Origin of the sequence: Pseudoalteromonas sp. 1_2015MBL_MicDiv, assembly GCF_002407505.1 — a bacterium.
GTDB lineage: Bacteria > Pseudomonadota > Gammaproteobacteria > Enterobacterales > Alteromonadaceae > Pseudoalteromonas > Pseudoalteromonas fuliginea.
The window spans coordinates 282639-300332 of the sequence record NZ_CP012737.1 but is presented as its reverse complement, the minus strand read 5'-3'; the positions used below and the strand labels follow the sequence as shown (position 1 = coordinate 300332).

Genomic DNA, 17694 nt, shown 5'->3' with positions numbered 1-17694 from the left:
GCCGAAAAAAGAGGATAACCATGCAGCAAACTCGCTATCAAAGAATCGAAGACGTACTTTCGCGCCGTCAAACAGACCTAACCGTGTGTTTAGAAGACGTGCACAAACACCATAACTTATCTGCAATAGTACGAAGTGCTGATGCGGTTGGTTGCCATCACGTACATGCTGTATGGCCTGAAAAGCAAAAATGGCTAACAAATAATACCTCAGGTGGCAGTAAAAACTGGCTAGAGACGCACTTACATAGAAATATTGATGATGCCGTTACTGCAATGCGTGAACGCAATCCAGAAATACAAATACTCGCGACTCACCTATCAGAAGATGCCGTTGATTTTAGAGAAGTAGATTACACCAAGCCAACGGCTATTATTGTTGGACAAGAAAAAACAGGGATCTCAGAAAAAGCCCTAGAATATGCTGATCAAAATATTATTATTCCAATGCAAGGCATGGTGCAATCGCTAAATGTTTCAGTTGCTGCTGCGCTAATATTGTTTGAAGCACAGCGCCAGCGTGAACTTGCAGGTTTATACAATAGAGATATGCTCAGCGCTGAAGTTAAGCACCCGCTTTATTTCGAAGGTTGCCACCCTATTATTGCAAGGCAGTGTAAACAAAAAAAATTACCTTACCCTGCACTTGATGAAAACGGCGAAATAGTCGCTGATGAGCAATTTTGGCAAGCTTTAAAACATACTTGATGCACTTACACTCTGTAAGTACACTTAATCTACATTAAATAATAAAAGTTGAGCCTACTTTGTCTAAACCTAGCTTAAGCCAATACCCAATAACAGAACTTAAAGGGGTTGGTCCAAAAATGGCCGAGCGCTTGTTGAAGCTAGGTATTTTAACTGTACAAGATATGCTCTTTCATTTACCACTTCGCTACGAAGATCGCACTCGCTTATACGCAATTAATGAGCTGCTACTTCATAGTCATGTAAGTGTGGAAGCAACAATTGAAACAAGCCAAATCACGTTTGGTAAAAGGCGCATGCTTGTTTGCCAAATCAATGATGGTACTGGGAGGCTAACATTACGGTTTTTTAATTTTACCGCCGCACAAAAAAACGCATTTAGTGCTGGTAAAATAATACGTTGCTTTGGTGAAGTGCGCCGTGGCCGTGTTGGCTTTGAAATGAGTCATCCTGAATACAGCATCAGCGATACCTCTAACGAGCAGCCGGTAGCGACAACATTAACGCCCGTTTATTCAACTACCGAAGGTTTAAAGCAACTATCGATTAGAGCTTTAAGCGAACAGGCTATTGATTTACTAAATAAATACTCAGTAGAAGAACTACTGCCTTCACAGTGTCAGCCATCAAATATGCCACTAAGTGACGCCTTATTATTACTGCACCGCCCACCAAATGATGTTGATGTAACTGCATTAGAGCAAGGTACTCACCCTGCTCAACAGCGCCTTGTATTTGAGGAGTTACTTGCTCAAAACCTCAGCTTATTAAAAGTACGAGAGCAAGGGCAACAAGTTAAAGCCGTGGCATTAAATCCGGTAAACACATTAGAAAGCCAATTTTTAGAGCAACTTCCTTTTGCACCCACAAATGCGCAAAGCCGCGTAGTTGCTGAAATTAAAGGTGACATGCAACACGCGTATCCCATGATGCGTTTAGTACAAGGCGATGTAGGCTCTGGTAAAACCCTAGTAGCAGCACTTAGTGCACTAACAGCCATTGCTCAGGGCTTTCAAGTCGCTTTAATGGCTCCTACTGAAATTTTATCAGAGCAACATGGTGTTAATTTTACAACGTGGTTTAATCAACTAGGTATAACAGTTGCTTGGCTTGGCGGTAAAACAAAAGGCAAAGAGCGCGTAGCAACACTTGAAAAAATAGCCTCTGGTGAGGCGCAAATGATTGTAGGTACTCACGCTTTATTTCAAGATGAAGTTAAGTTTAATAACTTAGTGCTTATCGTTATTGATGAACAACACCGCTTTGGTGTTCATCAGCGTTTATCACTGCGTGAAAAAGGTAAGTTTGGTGATTGCTATCCCCATCAACTGGTCATGACTGCAACACCCATCCCACGCACACTCGCTATGACAGCGTATGCCGACTTAGAAACCTCTGTAATTGATGAGCTACCACCAGGGCGTACGCCAATTACAACAGTGGCACTTCCTGATACTCGCAGAGACGATATTATTGCCCGCGTTAAATTAGCGTGTAACGAGCAAGGCCGCCAAGTTTACTGGGTGTGTACACTTATTGATGAATCAGAAGTCCTGCAATGCCAGGCAGCCGAAGACAGTGCACTGCAGTTAAAAGAAGCATTACCAGAGCTAAACGTAGGCTTAGTACATGGGCGAATGAAATCAGCTGAAAAACAAGCCATTATGAGCGAGTTTAAGGCAGGTAATATACATGTTTTAGTTGCCACTACGGTTATTGAAGTTGGTGTAGATGTCCCTAATGCGAGCTTAATCATTATAGAAAACCCTGAGCGCTTAGGCTTAGCACAGCTGCATCAGTTACGCGGGCGAGTTGGCCGCGGCGCTACGGCATCGCATTGTGTGCTTTTATATCACGCACCACTGTCTCATACCGCTCAAAAGCGATTAGGTGTACTACGCGATAGTAACGATGGCTTTGTGATAGCAGAGCGCGATTTAGAAATTCGTGGCCCTGGTGAAGTTCTCGGCACAAAGCAAACTGGTTTAGCAGAATTCAAAATTGCAGACTTAACGCGCGACAAACAAACACTTAATCAAGTAAGACCTATCGCGCAGCAAATGCTAAAACAATACCCTCAACATGTAGATCCTCTGATTCATAGATGGCTTGGCAATAAGTCAAACTACGCACAAGCATAACCCTCATTGAAATATATTTTCACTTTTCTGCAGACGTAAAAAAGCCCGACTATTTCTAGTCGGGCTTTCTACAATGTGAGGTCGGTGCGCTACGCAGTAGAATGTCGTGGTACCCACAGCGGTGGAAAGTCACGTAGCAAATGCTACTTTATTGGGAGGTCGGACTGGGATAATGGCCGACTGAGATATTGAGGGGTTTTGTTGTGATTCTAGCGTCGGGAGTCGCTTCGCTCGCTCGCCCTACGTGATGGGTGTTGATGTAGTGTGTGTTAATTGCGCGAATTTCACTTTTCTGCAGACGTAAAAAAGCCCGACTATTTATAGTCGGGCTTTCTACAATGTGAAGTCGGTGCGCTACGCAGTAGGATGTCGTGGTGCCCACAGCGGTAGAAAGTCACAGTGAAATGCTACACTATCATTGTGTCGGGGCGGCCTTCCGTAGGGCTCGCCTTCGAGCTGTTTGGTTTCACTACTGAGTTCGGTATGGGCTCTGGCTACCGCTTTTATTTTCACTTTTCTGCAGACGTAAAAAAGCCCGACTATTTCTAGTCGGGCTCTCTACAATTTGAAGCCTGGTAATGTCTTAGTGCCCACAGCGGTAGAAAGTCACATAACAAATGCTACACTATCATCGGTCGAAGCTTTGACTTCACTACTGAGTTCGGCATGGACTCTTGGCTATTTATTAAATCCCAGATAGCAAAAAACCCGTTACATTGCTGTAACGGGTTTCTTTAATTTGAAGCCTGGTAATGTCCTACTTTCACATAGCAAATGCTACACTATCATCGGCGCTGTTTCGTTTCACTACTGAGTTCGGCATGGGATCAGGTGGGTCCAAAACGCTATTGTCACCAAGCAAATTTGGGCGTTAATTCGTATTTCTACGCACTAACTGAATTTGGAAAATATCTGATAATATTTTTTAAGTCTTTCTAAGTAATATCTACTTTAGTCATATTAACTTCTTCGCGTGTTTCACTATCACATAAAACGCGTTTGGCGTTGTATGGTTAAGCCTCACGGGTAATTAGTACAAGTTAGCTTAATGGCTCACACCACTTCCACATCTTGCCTATCAACGTTGTAGTCTTCAACGGCCCTTCAGAGACTTTAAAAGTCTAGTGAGAACTCATCTCGAGGCCTGCTTCGCGCTTAGATGCTTTCAGCGCTTATCAGTTCCGAACGTAGCTACCGGGCAATGCCATTGGCATGACAACCCGAACACCAGCGGTTCGTTCACTCCGGTCCTCTCGTACTAGGAGCAACCCCTCTCAATTCTCAAACGCCCACGGCAGATAGGGACCGAACTGTCTCACGACGTTCTAAACCCAGCTCGCGTACCACTTTAAATGGCGAACAGCCATACCCTTGGGACCGACTTCAGCCCCAGGATGTGATGAGCCGACATCGAGGTGCCAAACACCGCCGTCGATATGAACTCTTGGGCGGTATCAGCCTGTTATCCCCGGAGTACCTTTTATCCGTTGAGCGATGGCCCTTCCATTCAGAACCACCGGATCACTATGACCTACTTTCGTACCTGCTCGACGTGTCTGTCTCGCAGTTAAGCTGGCTTCTACCATTACACTAACCGTACGATGTCCGACCGTACTTAGCCAACCTTCGTGCTCCTCCGTTACTCTTTAGGAGGAGACCGCCCCAGTCAAACTACCCACCAGGCACTGTCCGTAACCCCGATTCAGGGGCCAACGTTAGAACATCAAAACTACAAGGGTGGTATTTCAAGGTTGACTCCAACAAAACTAGCGTCTCATCTTCAAAGTCTCCCACCTATCCTACACATGTAGGTTCAATGTTCAGTGCCAAGCTGTAGTAAAGGTTCACGGGGTCTTTCCGTCTAGCCGCGGGTACACAGCATCTTCACTGCGATTTCAATTTCACTGAGTCTCGGGTGGAGACAGCGTGGCCATGGTTACACCATTCGTGCAGGTCGGAACTTACCCGACAAGGAATTTCGCTACCTTAGGACCGTTATAGTTACGGCCGCCGTTTACCGGGGCTTCGATCAAGAGCTTCTCCCTAAGGATAACCCCATCAATTAACCTTCCGGCACCGGGCAGGTGTCACACCGTATACGTCATCTTGCGATTTTGCACAGTGCTGTGTTTTTAATAAACAGTCCCAGCCACCTGGTCACTGCGGCTCCCGTCCGCTTAGAGAGCAAGTCTCATCACAGATAGGAGCGTACCTTCTCCCGAAGTTACGGTACGATTTTGCCTAGTTCCTTCACCCGAGTTCTCTCAAGCGCCTTAGTATTCTCTACCTGACCACCTGTGTCGGTTTGGGGTACGATTCCATATAATCTGAAGCTTAGAGGCTTTTCCTGGAAGTATGGCATCAGCAACTTCATCACCGTAGTGACTCGTCTCGTGTCTCAGGTTTAATGTCTGTCCGGATTTACCTAAACAAACGCCCTACTCACTTTCACATAGACTACCAACGCTATGCTTGCTTAGCCTGCTCCGTCCCCCATCGCAATTATATCGAGTACAGAAATATTAATCTGTTTCCCATCGACTACGCCTTTCGGCCTCGCCTTAGGGGTCGACTTACCCTACCCTGATTAACATGGGATAGGAACCCTTGGTCTTCCGGCGTGGGAGTTTTTCACTCCCATTATCGTTACTCATGTCAGCATTCGCACTTCTGATACGTCCAGCATACCTCCCGGTACACCTTCAACCGCTTACAGAACGCTCCCCTACCACTCAGAATAAATTCTGAATCCGCAGCTTCGGTGCATAGTTTAGCCCCGTTACATCTTCCGCGCAGACCGACTCGACCAGTGAGCTATTACGCTTTCTTTAAAGGATGGCTGCTTCTAAGCCAACCTCCTGGCTGTCTGGGCCTTTCCACATCGTTTCCCACTTAACTATGACTTTGGGACCTTAGCTGGCGGTCTGGGTTGTTTCCCTCTTCACGACGGACGTTAGCACCCGCCGTGTGTCTCCCGGATATTACTTTACGGTATTCGGAGTTTGCAAAGGGTTGGTAAGTCGGGATGACCCCCTAGCCTTAACAGTGCTCTACCCCCGTAAGTATTCGTCCGAGGCTCTACCTAAATAGATTTCGGGGAGAACCAGCTATCTCCCGGTTTGATTAGCCTTTCACTCCTAGCCACAGGTCATCCCCTAACTTTTCAACGTTAGTGGGTTCGGTCCTCCAGTTGATGTTACTCAACCTTCAACCTGCCCATGGCTAGATCACCGGGTTTCGGGTCTATACCTTGCAACTATTCGCCCAGTTAAGACTCGGTTTCCCTACGGCTACCCTATTCGGTTAACCTCGCTACAAAATATAAGTCGCTGACCCATTATACAAAAGGTACGCAGTCACCCAACAAGTGGGCTCCTACTGCTTGTACGTACACGGTTTCAGGTTCTATTTCACTCCCCTCACAGGGGTTCTTTTCGCCTTTCCCTCACGGTACTGGTTCACTATCGGTCAGTTGGGAGTATTTAGCCTTAGATGATGGTCCACCTATATTCAGTCAAAGTTTCACGTGCTCCGACCTACTCGATTTCACTTAAAATGTCTTTTCATGTACGGGACTATCACCCTGTATCGTGGCGCTTTCCAGCAGCCTTCCATTAACACATAATAAGCTTAAGGGCTGTTCCGATTTCGCTCGCCGCTACTTTCGGAATCTCGGTTGATTTCTTTTCCTACGGGTACTTAGATGTTTCAGTTCTCCGCGTTCGCCTCGTTAACCTATGTATTCAGTTAACGATACCTGCAAGCAGGTGGGTTTCCCCATTCGGAAATCCTAGTCTCAAGCGCTTTTTACTAGCTTGACTAGGCTTATCGCAAGTTAATACGTCCTTCATCGCCTCCAACTGCCAAGGCATCCACCGTGTACGCTTAGTCACTTAACCATACAACCCAAACGGGTCTTTGTTTTGTGACAGTTTAACTTCGCCAGAAGTTAATATTGAATACTAAAGTAGATACCAATCAATCAACTCATAAGAGTTAACTAAATGGCACTCAATGGTACTGCTACCATTGTTTTTTTACTTTTGAAAACTCTTGATAAATACAATGTATTCATCAGAATTTTATTATCAGCTTTTCCAAATTTTTAAAGAGCAAGAGATACAAAAACCTCTCAAAATTAAACACACTCTATTCTCAGGCGGTTAATGGCCCGATAAAGAATATTTATTTTTAAGAAGTAAAAGTGGTGGAGCTAAGCAGGATCGAACTGCTGACCTCCTGCGTGCAAGGCAGGCGCTCTCCCAGCTGAGCTATAGCCCCACATATGCTGGTACTTACTGTTTTAACCATCTTCTTGATTAGACAAGAAGTGGTGGGTCTGAGTAGATTTGAACTACCGACCTCACCCTTATCAGGGGTGCGCTCTAACCAGCTGAGCTACAGACCCAAAACAATAAGTGTTGTTCTCTTTACAATAACAATCATCTGTGTGGACACTACGAACAAATAAGTTCTAAATCGTATAAGGAGGTGATCCAGCCCCAGGTTCCCCTAGGGCTACCTTGTTACGACTTCACCCCAGTCATGAATCACTCCGTGGTAAACGTCCTCCCGAGGGTTAGACTATCTACTTCTGGAGCAACCCACTCCCATGGTGTGACGGGCGGTGTGTACAAGGCCCGGGAACGTATTCACCGCGTCATTCTGATACGCGATTACTAGCGATTCCGACTTCATGGAGTCGAGTTGCAGACTCCAATCCGGACTACGACGCACTTTAAGTGATTCGCTTACCTTCGCAGGTTCGCAGCACTCTGTATGCGCCATTGTAGCACGTGTGTAGCCCTACACGTAAGGGCCATGATGACTTGACGTCGTCCCCACCTTCCTCCGGTTTATCACCGGCAGTCTCCTTAGAGTTCTCAGCATTACCTGCTAGCAACTAAGGATAGGGGTTGCGCTCGTTGCGGGACTTAACCCAACATCTCACAACACGAGCTGACGACAGCCATGCAGCACCTGTATCAGAGTTCCCGAAGGCACCAAACCATCTCTGGTAAGTTCTCTGTATGTCAAGTGTAGGTAAGGTTCTTCGCGTTGCATCGAATTAAACCACATGCTCCACCGCTTGTGCGGGCCCCCGTCAATTCATTTGAGTTTTAACCTTGCGGCCGTACTCCCCAGGCGGTCTACTTAATGCGTTAGCTTTGAAAAACAGAACCGAGGCTCCGAGCTTCTAGTAGACATCGTTTACGGCGTGGACTACCGGGGTATCTAATCCCGTTTGCTCCCCACGCTTTCGTACATGAGCGTCAGTGTTGACCCAGGTGGCTGCCTTCGCCATCGGTATTCCTTCAGATCTCTACGCATTTCACCGCTACACCTGAAATTCTACCACCCTCTATCACACTCTAGTTTGCCAGTTCGAAATGCAGTTCCCAGGTTGAGCCCGGGGCTTTCACATCTCGCTTAACAAACCGCCTGCGTACGCTTTACGCCCAGTAATTCCGATTAACGCTCGCACCCTCCGTATTACCGCGGCTGCTGGCACGGAGTTAGCCGGTGCTTCTTCTGTCAGTAACGTCACAGCTAACGGGTATTAACCGTTAACCTTTCCTCCTGACTGAAAGTGCTTTACAACCCGAAGGCCTTCTTCACACACGCGGCATGGCTGCATCAGGCTTGCGCCCATTGTGCAATATTCCCCACTGCTGCCTCCCGTAGGAGTCTGGGCCGTGTCTCAGTCCCAGTGTGGCTGATCATCCTCTCAAACCAGCTAGGGATCGTCGCCTTGGTGAGCCATTACCTCACCAACTAGCTAATCCCACTTGGGCCAATCTAAAGGCGAGAGCCGAAGCCCCCTTTGGTCCGTAGACATTATGCGGTATTAGCAGTCGTTTCCAACTGTTGTCCCCCACCTCAAGGCATGTTCCCAAGCATTACTCACCCGTCCGCCGCTCGTCAGCAAAGTAGCAAGCTACTCTCTGTTACCGCTCGACTTGCATGTGTTAGGCCTGCCGCCAGCGTTCAATCTGAGCCATGATCAAACTCTTCAATTAAAAAGTTTTATGTCTTTCGACAGCTCAATGAATTCTGAATTTTTTAATATCTTTCGATATTGAATTGACTGTGCCGAATAATTACCGAAATAACTATTCTGTTGGTCACTCAGTTTTCAATTGAGACTCTAATTTGTTTGCCTTACTTAGCGAACTAAGCTTGGCTGTTAGAACTCAATCTGTACGAGTGCCCACACAGATGATTGCTTTATATTGTTAAAGAACATTTTGAGTCGCTTTAGCGTCTCAAGGGATGCGAATAATACACCCTTTATTTTTCGAGTCAATACTTTGTTTTAAACTTTCTTTTTAGAAGATTTAAAACCGAAGTTTTATTTAACTCTCTGATTAGTTCGTGCCTTGCTATGCTTCGGCGTTTCCCGTCTCAGTGGGGTCGCATTATAGGGAGATCCGAAAACAGATCAACCCTTTTTTTAGATCTTTTTACTGTTCGAACAAAAATAGAACAGAACCGAGTGAAATCATATTAAAACCTTAGTAAAACGATGTTTTTTTGTGCTCTTCTTTATTATTTAATACAAATATCATTGCTATGTTCAATTAAGACGTTAAGATAGCAAGTTCACAATGTTAAATTAATGTTTATTTCCTGTTTATTGGTAGATCTAAAATGAAATTACCCGATCAAAAAGCTTTTATCTTCTCTGTTATTCTTGCTGTAGTTGGTTTTGTTGTTGTTAAGTTTGCTTTAGCAAGCCTGGCACTAGACCCTGCGCTTCTATTTGGTGTTGGTTTGTTAGTAGGCGCACTTGTTATTGCAGCAATGTCGTCTGATGTAACTGAAGAAGCCGAAGTAAAAACAAAGACTCTCTATGTTGGTAACCTTCCTTACCGCGCAAATGAAGGTGTTGTTCGTGCATTATTTGAAGAACAAGGCAAAGTATTCAATGTTCGTTTATTAAAGGATAAAAATACTGGCAAGCGTCGTGGTTTTGGTTTTGTTGAAATGGCACAAGCTGATGCAGACAATGCAATTGCTAACTTGAACGATAGCGAGTTCCAACAACGTACTTTAAAAGTACGTGAAGCAAAACAAAAACAAGAAGACGATTCTAATGCTCTACGTACTGAGACGGATCAGTCAGTGTAACTAGCTTTACCGCTAGCTTATTGCTAAACACATCAGCCGTTGCATAATATTGCAGCGGCTTTTTTATGTCTGTTCGCTTATTCACACATAGGTTAAGTTGGTTAAGTAGGTAGTTGACTCTGTTTGCTATCGCTACACCTGAATCAAGTAATTTTACATTCCCTTCAAAATACTGACTAATCGGCTCTACTAATATCGGAAAGTGCGTACACCCTAGTACAAGTACATCTATAGCTTTATCTATATTTAGGCCATCAAGCACTTGGTGCAACTTGTTTGTATCTAAATAGTCTGTAAAAAAGTGTTGCTCAGCTAATGTGACTAACTCCACACTGCTATATAGATTAACGATTACATTACGTGCATGTTCAGCAATTAATGTTTTAGTGTATGAACTGGCGACCGTGGCTGGTGTGGCTAATAAGCCAATATGATTTGAGCGTGTTAATTCTGCGGCAGGCTTTATTGCTGGCACAACACCTACTATAGGAATATCTGTCACTTGGCGAACAGCACTAAGTGCAGATGTAGAAGCCGTATTACACGCTATTACTATTAAATCAACGTCAAGCGTGTTGGCTTTGATGAAATGAATAAGTGAGCACAATCGGTTGATTATTGTTTGTTGGGATTGAGCACCATAAGGTAGGAATGCATTATCCATAAAATAGCTGTACTGAGCATTGGGGATACTTTGCTTTATATGTTCAAGTACGGTAGTTCCACCAATACCTGAATCAAAGACCATTATATGCGCTGACAAACTACCGTTCCCACTTTACTTTAAGAACGGCAGTTTGCCATGAGGTATTTATAAAAGAAAGTAGTTTAGCTTTGTGTGGTTTCTAAATCGGCAAGATCATCGGCCGCTGAATTTAATTGATTAAGGTTTTCGAACATAGACTTTGTGTAATCTACTAACTTATCTATTTGTTCCTGATCTTGATTTAACCATTGTAGAATGCCAGCTAGTTGATTTTGTAATCCAAGTTCACCCGCTTTTTCAAAAGCACTTTTAAGGTCGTCATTAAAAGGGGCTAAACCCTCTGCTACTTGTTTTTCTGGTGCTGGTTTATATTCTTCGTAACTTTTAACTGTGGCTATTGTTTTTGTTTGGCGTAAATCCATAGAAAAAGCCACCAGCTGATCGCTGTCTAAACTCAGCTCTTGTGCTTGTTCAAATGCTTCATCTAAATCACCACCAAAAAAGGTTTTACTTAAATCTTGTAAGTCTTCCATCATCGCATTAATCGCTTCTTGCTCTTGCTCATTTAAGTCACCATTAACCGACATCGAAAATGATACCTGTCGATATTGCGATGATGAGCTTGCAAACGATTCACTATCACTGTTTCTCTGATAGCCACTCGCCGATTGAGATTCAAATGCATCCGCAAAGCTAATACTTACCTCATCGCCTTCTGCGGTAGTGAATTTATACTCTGCATTGCTAGTCATACTGACATATTGAGCCTGACTTATATTTACGCTGGCAGGTTGTGGATTAAATAGCGACTCTTCAAATTTATCAAGCCCATTGTAAATTCCCTCTTTGGACTTATTGATGCCCTCTTCCATTTCGTCATTAAATACACCTGTACCTTTGAGTTCATCAACAGCGTCGTCAATCCCTATTTGGACTCCTTTGCGCGCGTCGCCTAACATGTCTTTAAGATTTTCATCATTAGCGCCATTAGCTTTTGCTTTATTTACAGCGCCGCTGACAAAATCGAGTACGTTTTTTACGATTTCATCAAAATCAAATAGTGGTTTGTCTGCTTTTTTTTCTGCGATAGGCAATCCAAGCTGCTCAGCCATTTTATCGCCAAGCACTTTTGCAGCTAATTCTTTGCCACGTTGCTGGTAACTATCTTGGGGAGATTGAATAGTAGGTTGCTGTATATCTGCTTTATTATTGAATTTATTAATGTTGTTGTTTGGCGTGAAGCCATAGTTACCTATTTTCATGTTACATCTCCTAAGCGTGCGTAATTTATTATCGGCTATAACAATAAAAACTAAAGTACAATGTGCAATAAAACAGCATAAATGCTAGCCAAAACTAGACAAATACGCAGCGCTCCCTACAATAGCGCCGATAAACAGATCTTAGATAAGGTAGTAGCGTTAATGGCAGTTATTAAAATAGATACCACACAGTACCAAGCGCAGTTAAGTGAAAAAGAGCAGCGTATTAGTGCGCAGTTTCAACGTTTTGGTGTGGAGCAACTAGAAGTATTTAGCTCAGAGCCAACTAACTACCGCCAACGTGCTGAATTTAGAGTATGGCACGACGGTGACGATCTGTTTCACATTATGTTTGATCAACAAACAAAAGAAAAAATCCGTGTTGATACATTTGATCCAGCAGCACCTTTAGTAGGTGAAATAATGCAAGTGATGATTGAAAGCCTCAAGCCTTGTGAAATATTACGCCGTAAGTTATTTCAAATCGATTACCTATCAACGCTAAGCGGTGAAATTTTAGTAAGCTTGCTTTATCACAAACCACTGGATGATGAATGGTTAAGTGAAATTAAAGCACTTAAAGAAAAGCTTAGCAGTAAATACAAAATTGACTTTATAGGCCGTGCTCGCAAACAAAAAGAAGTACTAGGTGATGACTTTGTAACTGAACGTTTAACAGTTAATGGTCAAGAGCTTATATATCAACAAGTAGAAAATAGCTTTACTCAGCCTAATGCAAAAGTAAATATTAATATGCTGGAGTGGGCGCAAGATTTATGTAAACCACTTAAAAATGATTTATTAGAGCTGTATTGCGGTAACGGTAACTTTTCAATTGCGTTAGCGGGCTGTTTTAATAAAGTATTAGCAACAGAAATATCAAAATCATCTGTTCATTCTGCTCAATACAATATTGCTAAAAATAACGTAGAGAACTTAGATATTATTCGTATGTCGAGTGAAGAGTTTACTCAAGCAATGAATGGCGAGCGTACTTTCTCTCGTTTAGATGGTATTGACCTTAAAAGCTATGACTGCCAAACCATATTAGTTGATCCACCGCGCGCGGGCATGGATGAATTAACATGTGACTTAGTGGCTAACTACGAAAGCATAATTTATATATCGTGTAACCCTGAAACCCTTGAGCGTGACCTTGATCACTTAACACGTACGCACAACGTTAAGCGCTTTGCTATATTTGATCAGTTCCCATATACACATCACATTGAGTCGGGCGTTTTCTTACAACGCAAATAACCAGCCAAAATTAAAGTGCCAGTACTTTTATAAGTGCTGGTATTTGCTCTTCACTAAATACTTGAATACCATTTTTTATTAATAATGCTGTAGTTAAACCTAGACCTTCGATTTTTACTCCGCGATGCTTTCCATCATATATTGTATTTCGTCCGCAAGAAGGGCTCGATTCTTTAAGTAGAGCCAAACGCACTTGATTCTTTTTACAGAGTTCTAGCGCTATATTAGCTCCAGTTTGAAACTGCTCTGTTACATCTTCTCCTAAATTAGTAACTACACTCCCCTGTATTATTTCAGCAGGAGATCTAGGAGTAGGAAGCCCACCAGCGACCTCAGGACAAAACACAATTAATCTATTTTGTTTTTGCCACAAATTAAGCTGTGGATGCAAAATTGTGTGTCCTCTACCATCGTAGCGAACAGGCTGCCCTAGCAAACAACTCGATACTAATATTTTTTCCATCGCTATATCCTTATAAAGTAAAAAAGCTCCTTAAGGAGCTTTTTTTATTTTGGTTAAATTTATTTATTAGCTAGGTAATTAATTAATTTTCCAATATCTTCTGGTTCAGTAATACCCGACTCACGACCTAGGTTTAATTTGTACTTACCATTTACAATAAAGGTAGGTACTCCACGTAGTGCGCCTTTTTCTTTAAAGTAGTCTTGATCGCGTTTCATTTTAGAGCTCAGCGTACGTACCGAGAAGCTTTTAAACAGCTTATCAAACTTATCACCATCAACGCCCTGCGCTACAAATATATCTTTTACATCTGCAAGCTCATTAAATTTAGCGCGCTTTGTATGGATATGATTAAAGATTGCAGAAATAATCTGATCTTTCTGTGGGAATACTTCAGCTGTCGCAAGTGCTTGGCTCATCATCTGTTGGTTTTCTGGATCACGTACACCTACAAAATCAACATGACTCTTTTTAAATTTAACGTTTTTATCAAGCTTAGGCTTAAACTCACCAATTAGTGCCTCCATGTTATTACATGCAGGGCAGTAAAATGAGAAAAACTCTTTAACTTCTGGCTTTTTAGTTGCACGCTCAGAAACAACGTCGTAATGCACGCCTTCTTCATACGTTGCTGCAAAGCTTGTTGCTGCCATAGGAAGTAATACTGCAAGCAAACCTGCTTTAACTAATTTAATCATTATTATGCTCCGAAATTATAAGGCTAATAAAAACGCAACTAGTTCATCAAACTGTTGTTGGCTTTTAATTGTATTAATATTAATTTTATATTTATCGTTAACAATAAAAGTAGGTACACCTGTAAGTGCGCCTAATTTTGAATATTTGTTTTGATTATCTTGTAATGCACGCTCAGCTGAAATAATAGGCATGCTTGCCATATCTTTATCAAACGTTTCGCTATCAATGCCATTTACTTCTAAAAGTTTTTTCAAATCTTTCATCTCAGTCAATGGTGCACGTTGAACATGAATACTTTTAAATATTTGCTCTGTGATAGTATCTTCTTGCCCATGTTTTTTGGCAATCAGATAGGCAAAGCTCAGATTGGTTTGCGCCTGTGGTGAAACACCACCTAAAAAGTTAACATGATTTTTAATAAACGTTGCACCTGTTGGTAAGCTTTTTTCTATTGCCTGAGCAACAGGTTCAAACTTAAAGCAATGCGGGCAATAATATGAAAAAAATTCCGTCACTTGTGGTGTTTTACTTTTCTCTGCATTAATAATTGTATATTGATTATCAGCTTCAAATTGTGCAGCAAATGCCGCAAATGGTAAACAAAGAAGTAGTAGGCCTAGTTTTAATTTTTTAAGCATTTGTATCTCGTTGTACTTGTCTTTAAATAAAATATTACGGCAATAACTTTAACGGCGCTTCTTGCAGTGCTGCAAGTTGCTCCTTCAGTGCTAAAATTTGTTGCTCCCAGTATTTGTCATCAGCAAACCATGTAAAATTCCGCACAAAGGCAGGATCGCTCCATCGTTTAGCTACCCATCCCATATAATGGATAATACGCATTGCTCGCAGCGGTTCAATTAATTTGAGTTGAGAGTGATCAAAATCACAAAACTCTTCATACGCATTTACAAGGGTGTCTAACTGTAACAGTTGCGTCGCTCTATCGCCACTGAGCATCATCCATAAATCTTGGATTGCAGGACCTTGACGGCTATCATCTAAATCAACAAACATTAGCGCATCACCCGCCCACAAAATATTACCAACGTGGCAGTCACCATGTAAGCGAATACTTTGCACATCTTTATACTGTTTTTGCGCCTGCTCTATCACTAAATCTAAAATAGTATAAAAGGCAGTATTTATTCCCATGGGCACTAAGTTACTTTTTTGAAGATGAACTTTGGCTGTATGCAAATACTCATCACAGGTAACTGTTGGCCTGTAAGTAAAAGGTTTTGTTTTAGCTACTTGGTGCATACGGCCAATTAATCGCCCCATTACATCAAGCTGATCTAAATTATCAACCTCAAATAAACGCCCGCCTACACTTGGAAACAACACAAACAAATACCCTTCGTGTTCAAACAAGCTTTGCCCATTATATAAAATAGGGGCAACAACGGGTACTTCCGCTTCTGCTAGTTCAAATGCAAAGTCATGCTCTTCTTGAATTTGCTCTTTACTCCATCGCTCTGGGCGATAAAACTTCACTACGTAACGCAGGCCATCATCGGCTTTAAATTGGTACACTCTGTTTTCATAGCTATTGAGCGCCAATAAACCAGATTCGGCGTACACACCTACGCTTTCTATTGCATCGAGTATTAGGTCGGGTGTTAAGTCAATAAAACTAAATTTACTCATACTCTTCTTATATAAAATAAAAAGCGGGTTATATACCCGCTTTTGTTAATTGCTATATCAACTTACCTATTTAAGGTAGGTTGTGATTATCGCGCTTTAAAAAAGTTACTCGACTGCGATATTGTCTCATCCGGCGCATCTACCGGTGAAAGCACAAAGTTAAACTCTGTCATCGGCGCCTTCAAATCATAAGGATCCATTACAAGCGACAATGGCACATTATGAGATTGCCCTGCCTGCACTGTAAATGACTGCTTACCAATATATTTAAAGTTATCTAACCCTTGTACTTTAATATTAAAGGTTTGCTCGTACTGCGCCTTGTTAATTACCTTTAATGTATAGGTGTTCTCTACTAAACCATCAAAATCGACACGATATAATTGGTTTCGGTCACGAATGATATCAAAGTCCATTGTTTTACGCAGTGCGATATTAGCTACAAGCGCCCCCGTAAGCACAACAAGTATAACTGTGTAACCAATGATTTTAGCGCGTAGTGGATTAGTTTTATTTTCAGGTGTTTCGAGGTTTCGCTCTGTCGTATATGAAATAAGCCCACGCGGATATTCCATTTTATCCATTACGCCATCACACGCATCAATACACGCGCCACAGTTTATACACTCAGCTTGTAGCCCATTTCTAATATCAATACCCGTTGGGCATACTTGAACACATAAATTACAGTCTATACAGTCGCCTAGTTCTAAATCTTTATGGTCTACTTTACGTGAACGAGGACCACGGCTTTCACCTCGGCTTTCATCGTACGTTACTGTGTATGTGTCTTTATCAAACATAGCTGATTGAAAACGTGAGTAAGGACAAATGTGTAAACACATAATTTCTCGCATCCAACCGGCATTGCCATAGGTACACACAGCAAAGAATATAATGCTTACTAATGCATAACCGCCTACGTTAAACGTTACAAAATCAGGAAGTAACTCTCTTATCGGCGTAAAGTAACCGACAAAGGAAATAGCGGTATATAACGAAAATAATACCCAACTAGTATGTTTTGCCGTTTTACGCCAAAACTTATCAAAATTCATGGGCCGTTGATCAAGTTTTTTACGTTGATTAGCCGTGCCTTCAAACTTCTCTTCGAACCAAATAAAAATAAAGGTCCAAACAGTTTGTGGACATGTGTAGCCACACCACACTCGCCCATAGAAGGTGGTCACTAAAAACAGCGCAAATGCTGCCAACATAAAAATGAACGCGAGTATGGTGAAATCTTGTGGCCACAACGTTAAACCAAAAATATTATATTTTTGCCCGATTAAATCAAACAGCACAGCTTGTTGGTCGTTAAAATTAATCCATGGTAGTGCCATAAATGCAAGCAAACCTAAAAAACCAATACGCTGCCTTAATAATTGATGAAGACCTTTCACTGCTCGCACATAAATACGATTTCGGGGATTAAACCTGTCATCTTGACGGCTTAAATCCGGTTTTTGGATTTTTACCTCCACAGGAATGTTCTTTACTTTAATTTGTTTGTCCATCGAAGTTCCTCAACGCCGCTTGGAAATAAAAGTTTAGCAATATTCAAATGCCCTATACAGTAAAGTGTAGCAAGTTACTTGCTAGGCATGATCAGTTTGATAAATCATCATTTGAATACTTTCAGATATTTCAGAAACATCTGATTGCTATTAAGCATTAT

The 17694-nt window shown here is 42.2% G+C and carries 11 protein-coding genes, 2 tRNA genes and 3 rRNA genes; 4 read left to right on the top strand and 12 right to left on the bottom strand.

Annotated features, from left to right (window positions below):
* Positions 1-20: 20 nt before the first annotated feature.
* Positions 21-707 (top strand): tRNA (guanosine(18)-2'-O)-methyltransferase TrmH, encoded by a 687-nt coding sequence (gene trmH / locus AOR04_RS01405; RefSeq protein WP_007580009.1) that lies wholly within the window; start codon positions 21-23, stop codon positions 705-707.
* Positions 708-766: 59 nt separating this feature from the next.
* Complete coding sequence (gene recG, locus AOR04_RS01400; RefSeq protein WP_096792308.1) at positions 767-2848, top strand: ATP-dependent DNA helicase RecG; 2082 nt, start codon at positions 767-769, stop codon at positions 2846-2848.
* Positions 2849-3592: 744 nt separating this feature from the next.
* Here recG and rrf read toward each other — a convergent pair.
* The 5 genes from rrf to AOR04_RS01375 form a co-directional block, all read right to left on the bottom strand.
* Positions 3593-3707 (bottom strand): 5S ribosomal RNA (gene rrf, locus AOR04_RS01395).
* 150 nt (positions 3708-3857) lie between these two features.
* A 23S ribosomal RNA gene (locus AOR04_RS01390) occupies positions 3858-6747 on the bottom strand.
* A 306-nt stretch (positions 6748-7053) separates the two neighbouring features.
* Positions 7054-7129: transfer RNA gene (locus tag AOR04_RS01385), tRNA-Ala, on the bottom strand.
* Between the two features lie 50 nt (positions 7130-7179).
* Positions 7180-7256: transfer RNA gene (locus tag AOR04_RS01380), tRNA-Ile, on the bottom strand.
* 76 nt (positions 7257-7332) lie between these two features.
* Positions 7333-8868, bottom strand: a 16S ribosomal RNA gene (locus tag AOR04_RS01375).
* Together the 16S, 23S and 5S rRNA genes with 2 tRNA genes alongside form the textbook arrangement of a ribosomal RNA operon.
* Positions 8869-9499: 631 nt before the next feature.
* On the opposite strand from AOR04_RS01375, the gene AOR04_RS01370 reads away from it, so the two are divergent.
* Positions 9500-9979, top strand: a complete 480-nt coding sequence (locus AOR04_RS01370) for an RNA recognition motif domain-containing protein (RefSeq protein WP_007378558.1) — start codon at positions 9500-9502, stop codon at positions 9977-9979.
* On the opposite strand, the gene murI is transcribed toward AOR04_RS01370, so the two are convergent.
* Together murI and AOR04_RS01360 are read right to left on the bottom strand one after the other, a co-directional pair.
* A complete protein-coding gene (gene murI, locus AOR04_RS01365; RefSeq protein WP_096792307.1) occupies positions 9942-10742 on the bottom strand; it encodes a glutamate racemase in 801 nt (266 codons plus the stop codon). The two genes, AOR04_RS01370 and murI, sit on opposite strands and share 38 nt — an antisense overlap.
* Positions 10743-10807: 65 nt before the next feature.
* A complete protein-coding gene (locus AOR04_RS01360) occupies positions 10808-11947 on the bottom strand; it encodes a DUF5610 domain-containing protein (protein WP_096792306.1) in 1140 nt (379 codons plus the stop codon).
* Positions 11948-12109: 162 nt separating this feature from the next.
* Here AOR04_RS01360 and trmA point away from each other — a divergent pair, with 162 nt between their 5' ends.
* Positions 12110-13207 carry a tRNA (uridine(54)-C5)-methyltransferase TrmA gene (gene trmA / locus AOR04_RS01355; protein WP_007378561.1) on the top strand — a complete coding sequence of 366 codons (1098 nt, stop codon included), beginning with the start codon at positions 12110-12112 and terminating at the stop codon, positions 13205-13207.
* A gap of 10 nt (positions 13208-13217) precedes the next feature.
* Here the strand turns inward: trmA and AOR04_RS01350 are convergent, their stop codons facing one another.
* The 5 genes from AOR04_RS01350 to ccoG form a co-directional block, all read right to left on the bottom strand.
* Positions 13218-13670, bottom strand: coding sequence for a DUF523 domain-containing protein (locus tag AOR04_RS01350; RefSeq protein WP_096792305.1), 453 nt, complete (start codon positions 13668-13670; stop codon positions 13218-13220).
* A gap of 59 nt (positions 13671-13729) precedes the next feature.
* Positions 13730-14368 carry a thiol:disulfide interchange protein DsbA/DsbL gene (locus AOR04_RS01345; protein ID WP_096792304.1) on the bottom strand — a complete coding sequence of 213 codons (639 nt, stop codon included), beginning with the start codon at positions 14366-14368 and terminating at the stop codon, positions 13730-13732.
* 15 nt (positions 14369-14383) lie between these two features.
* The gene (locus AOR04_RS01340; RefSeq protein WP_096792303.1) at positions 14384-15007 is read right to left on the bottom strand and encodes a thiol:disulfide interchange protein DsbA/DsbL; all 624 of its coding nucleotides are present in this window, start codon (positions 15005-15007) and stop codon (positions 14384-14386) included.
* Between the two features lie 34 nt (positions 15008-15041).
* Complete coding sequence (locus AOR04_RS01335; protein ID WP_008137601.1) at positions 15042-16016, bottom strand: serine/threonine protein kinase; 975 nt, start codon at positions 16014-16016, stop codon at positions 15042-15044.
* A gap of 86 nt (positions 16017-16102) precedes the next feature.
* On the bottom strand, positions 16103-17533 hold the full coding sequence (ccoG, locus tag AOR04_RS01330; protein WP_007378565.1) for a cytochrome c oxidase accessory protein CcoG: 1431 nt from the start codon (positions 17531-17533) through the stop codon (positions 16103-16105).
* Between the last annotated feature and the right edge of the window lie 161 nt (positions 17534-17694).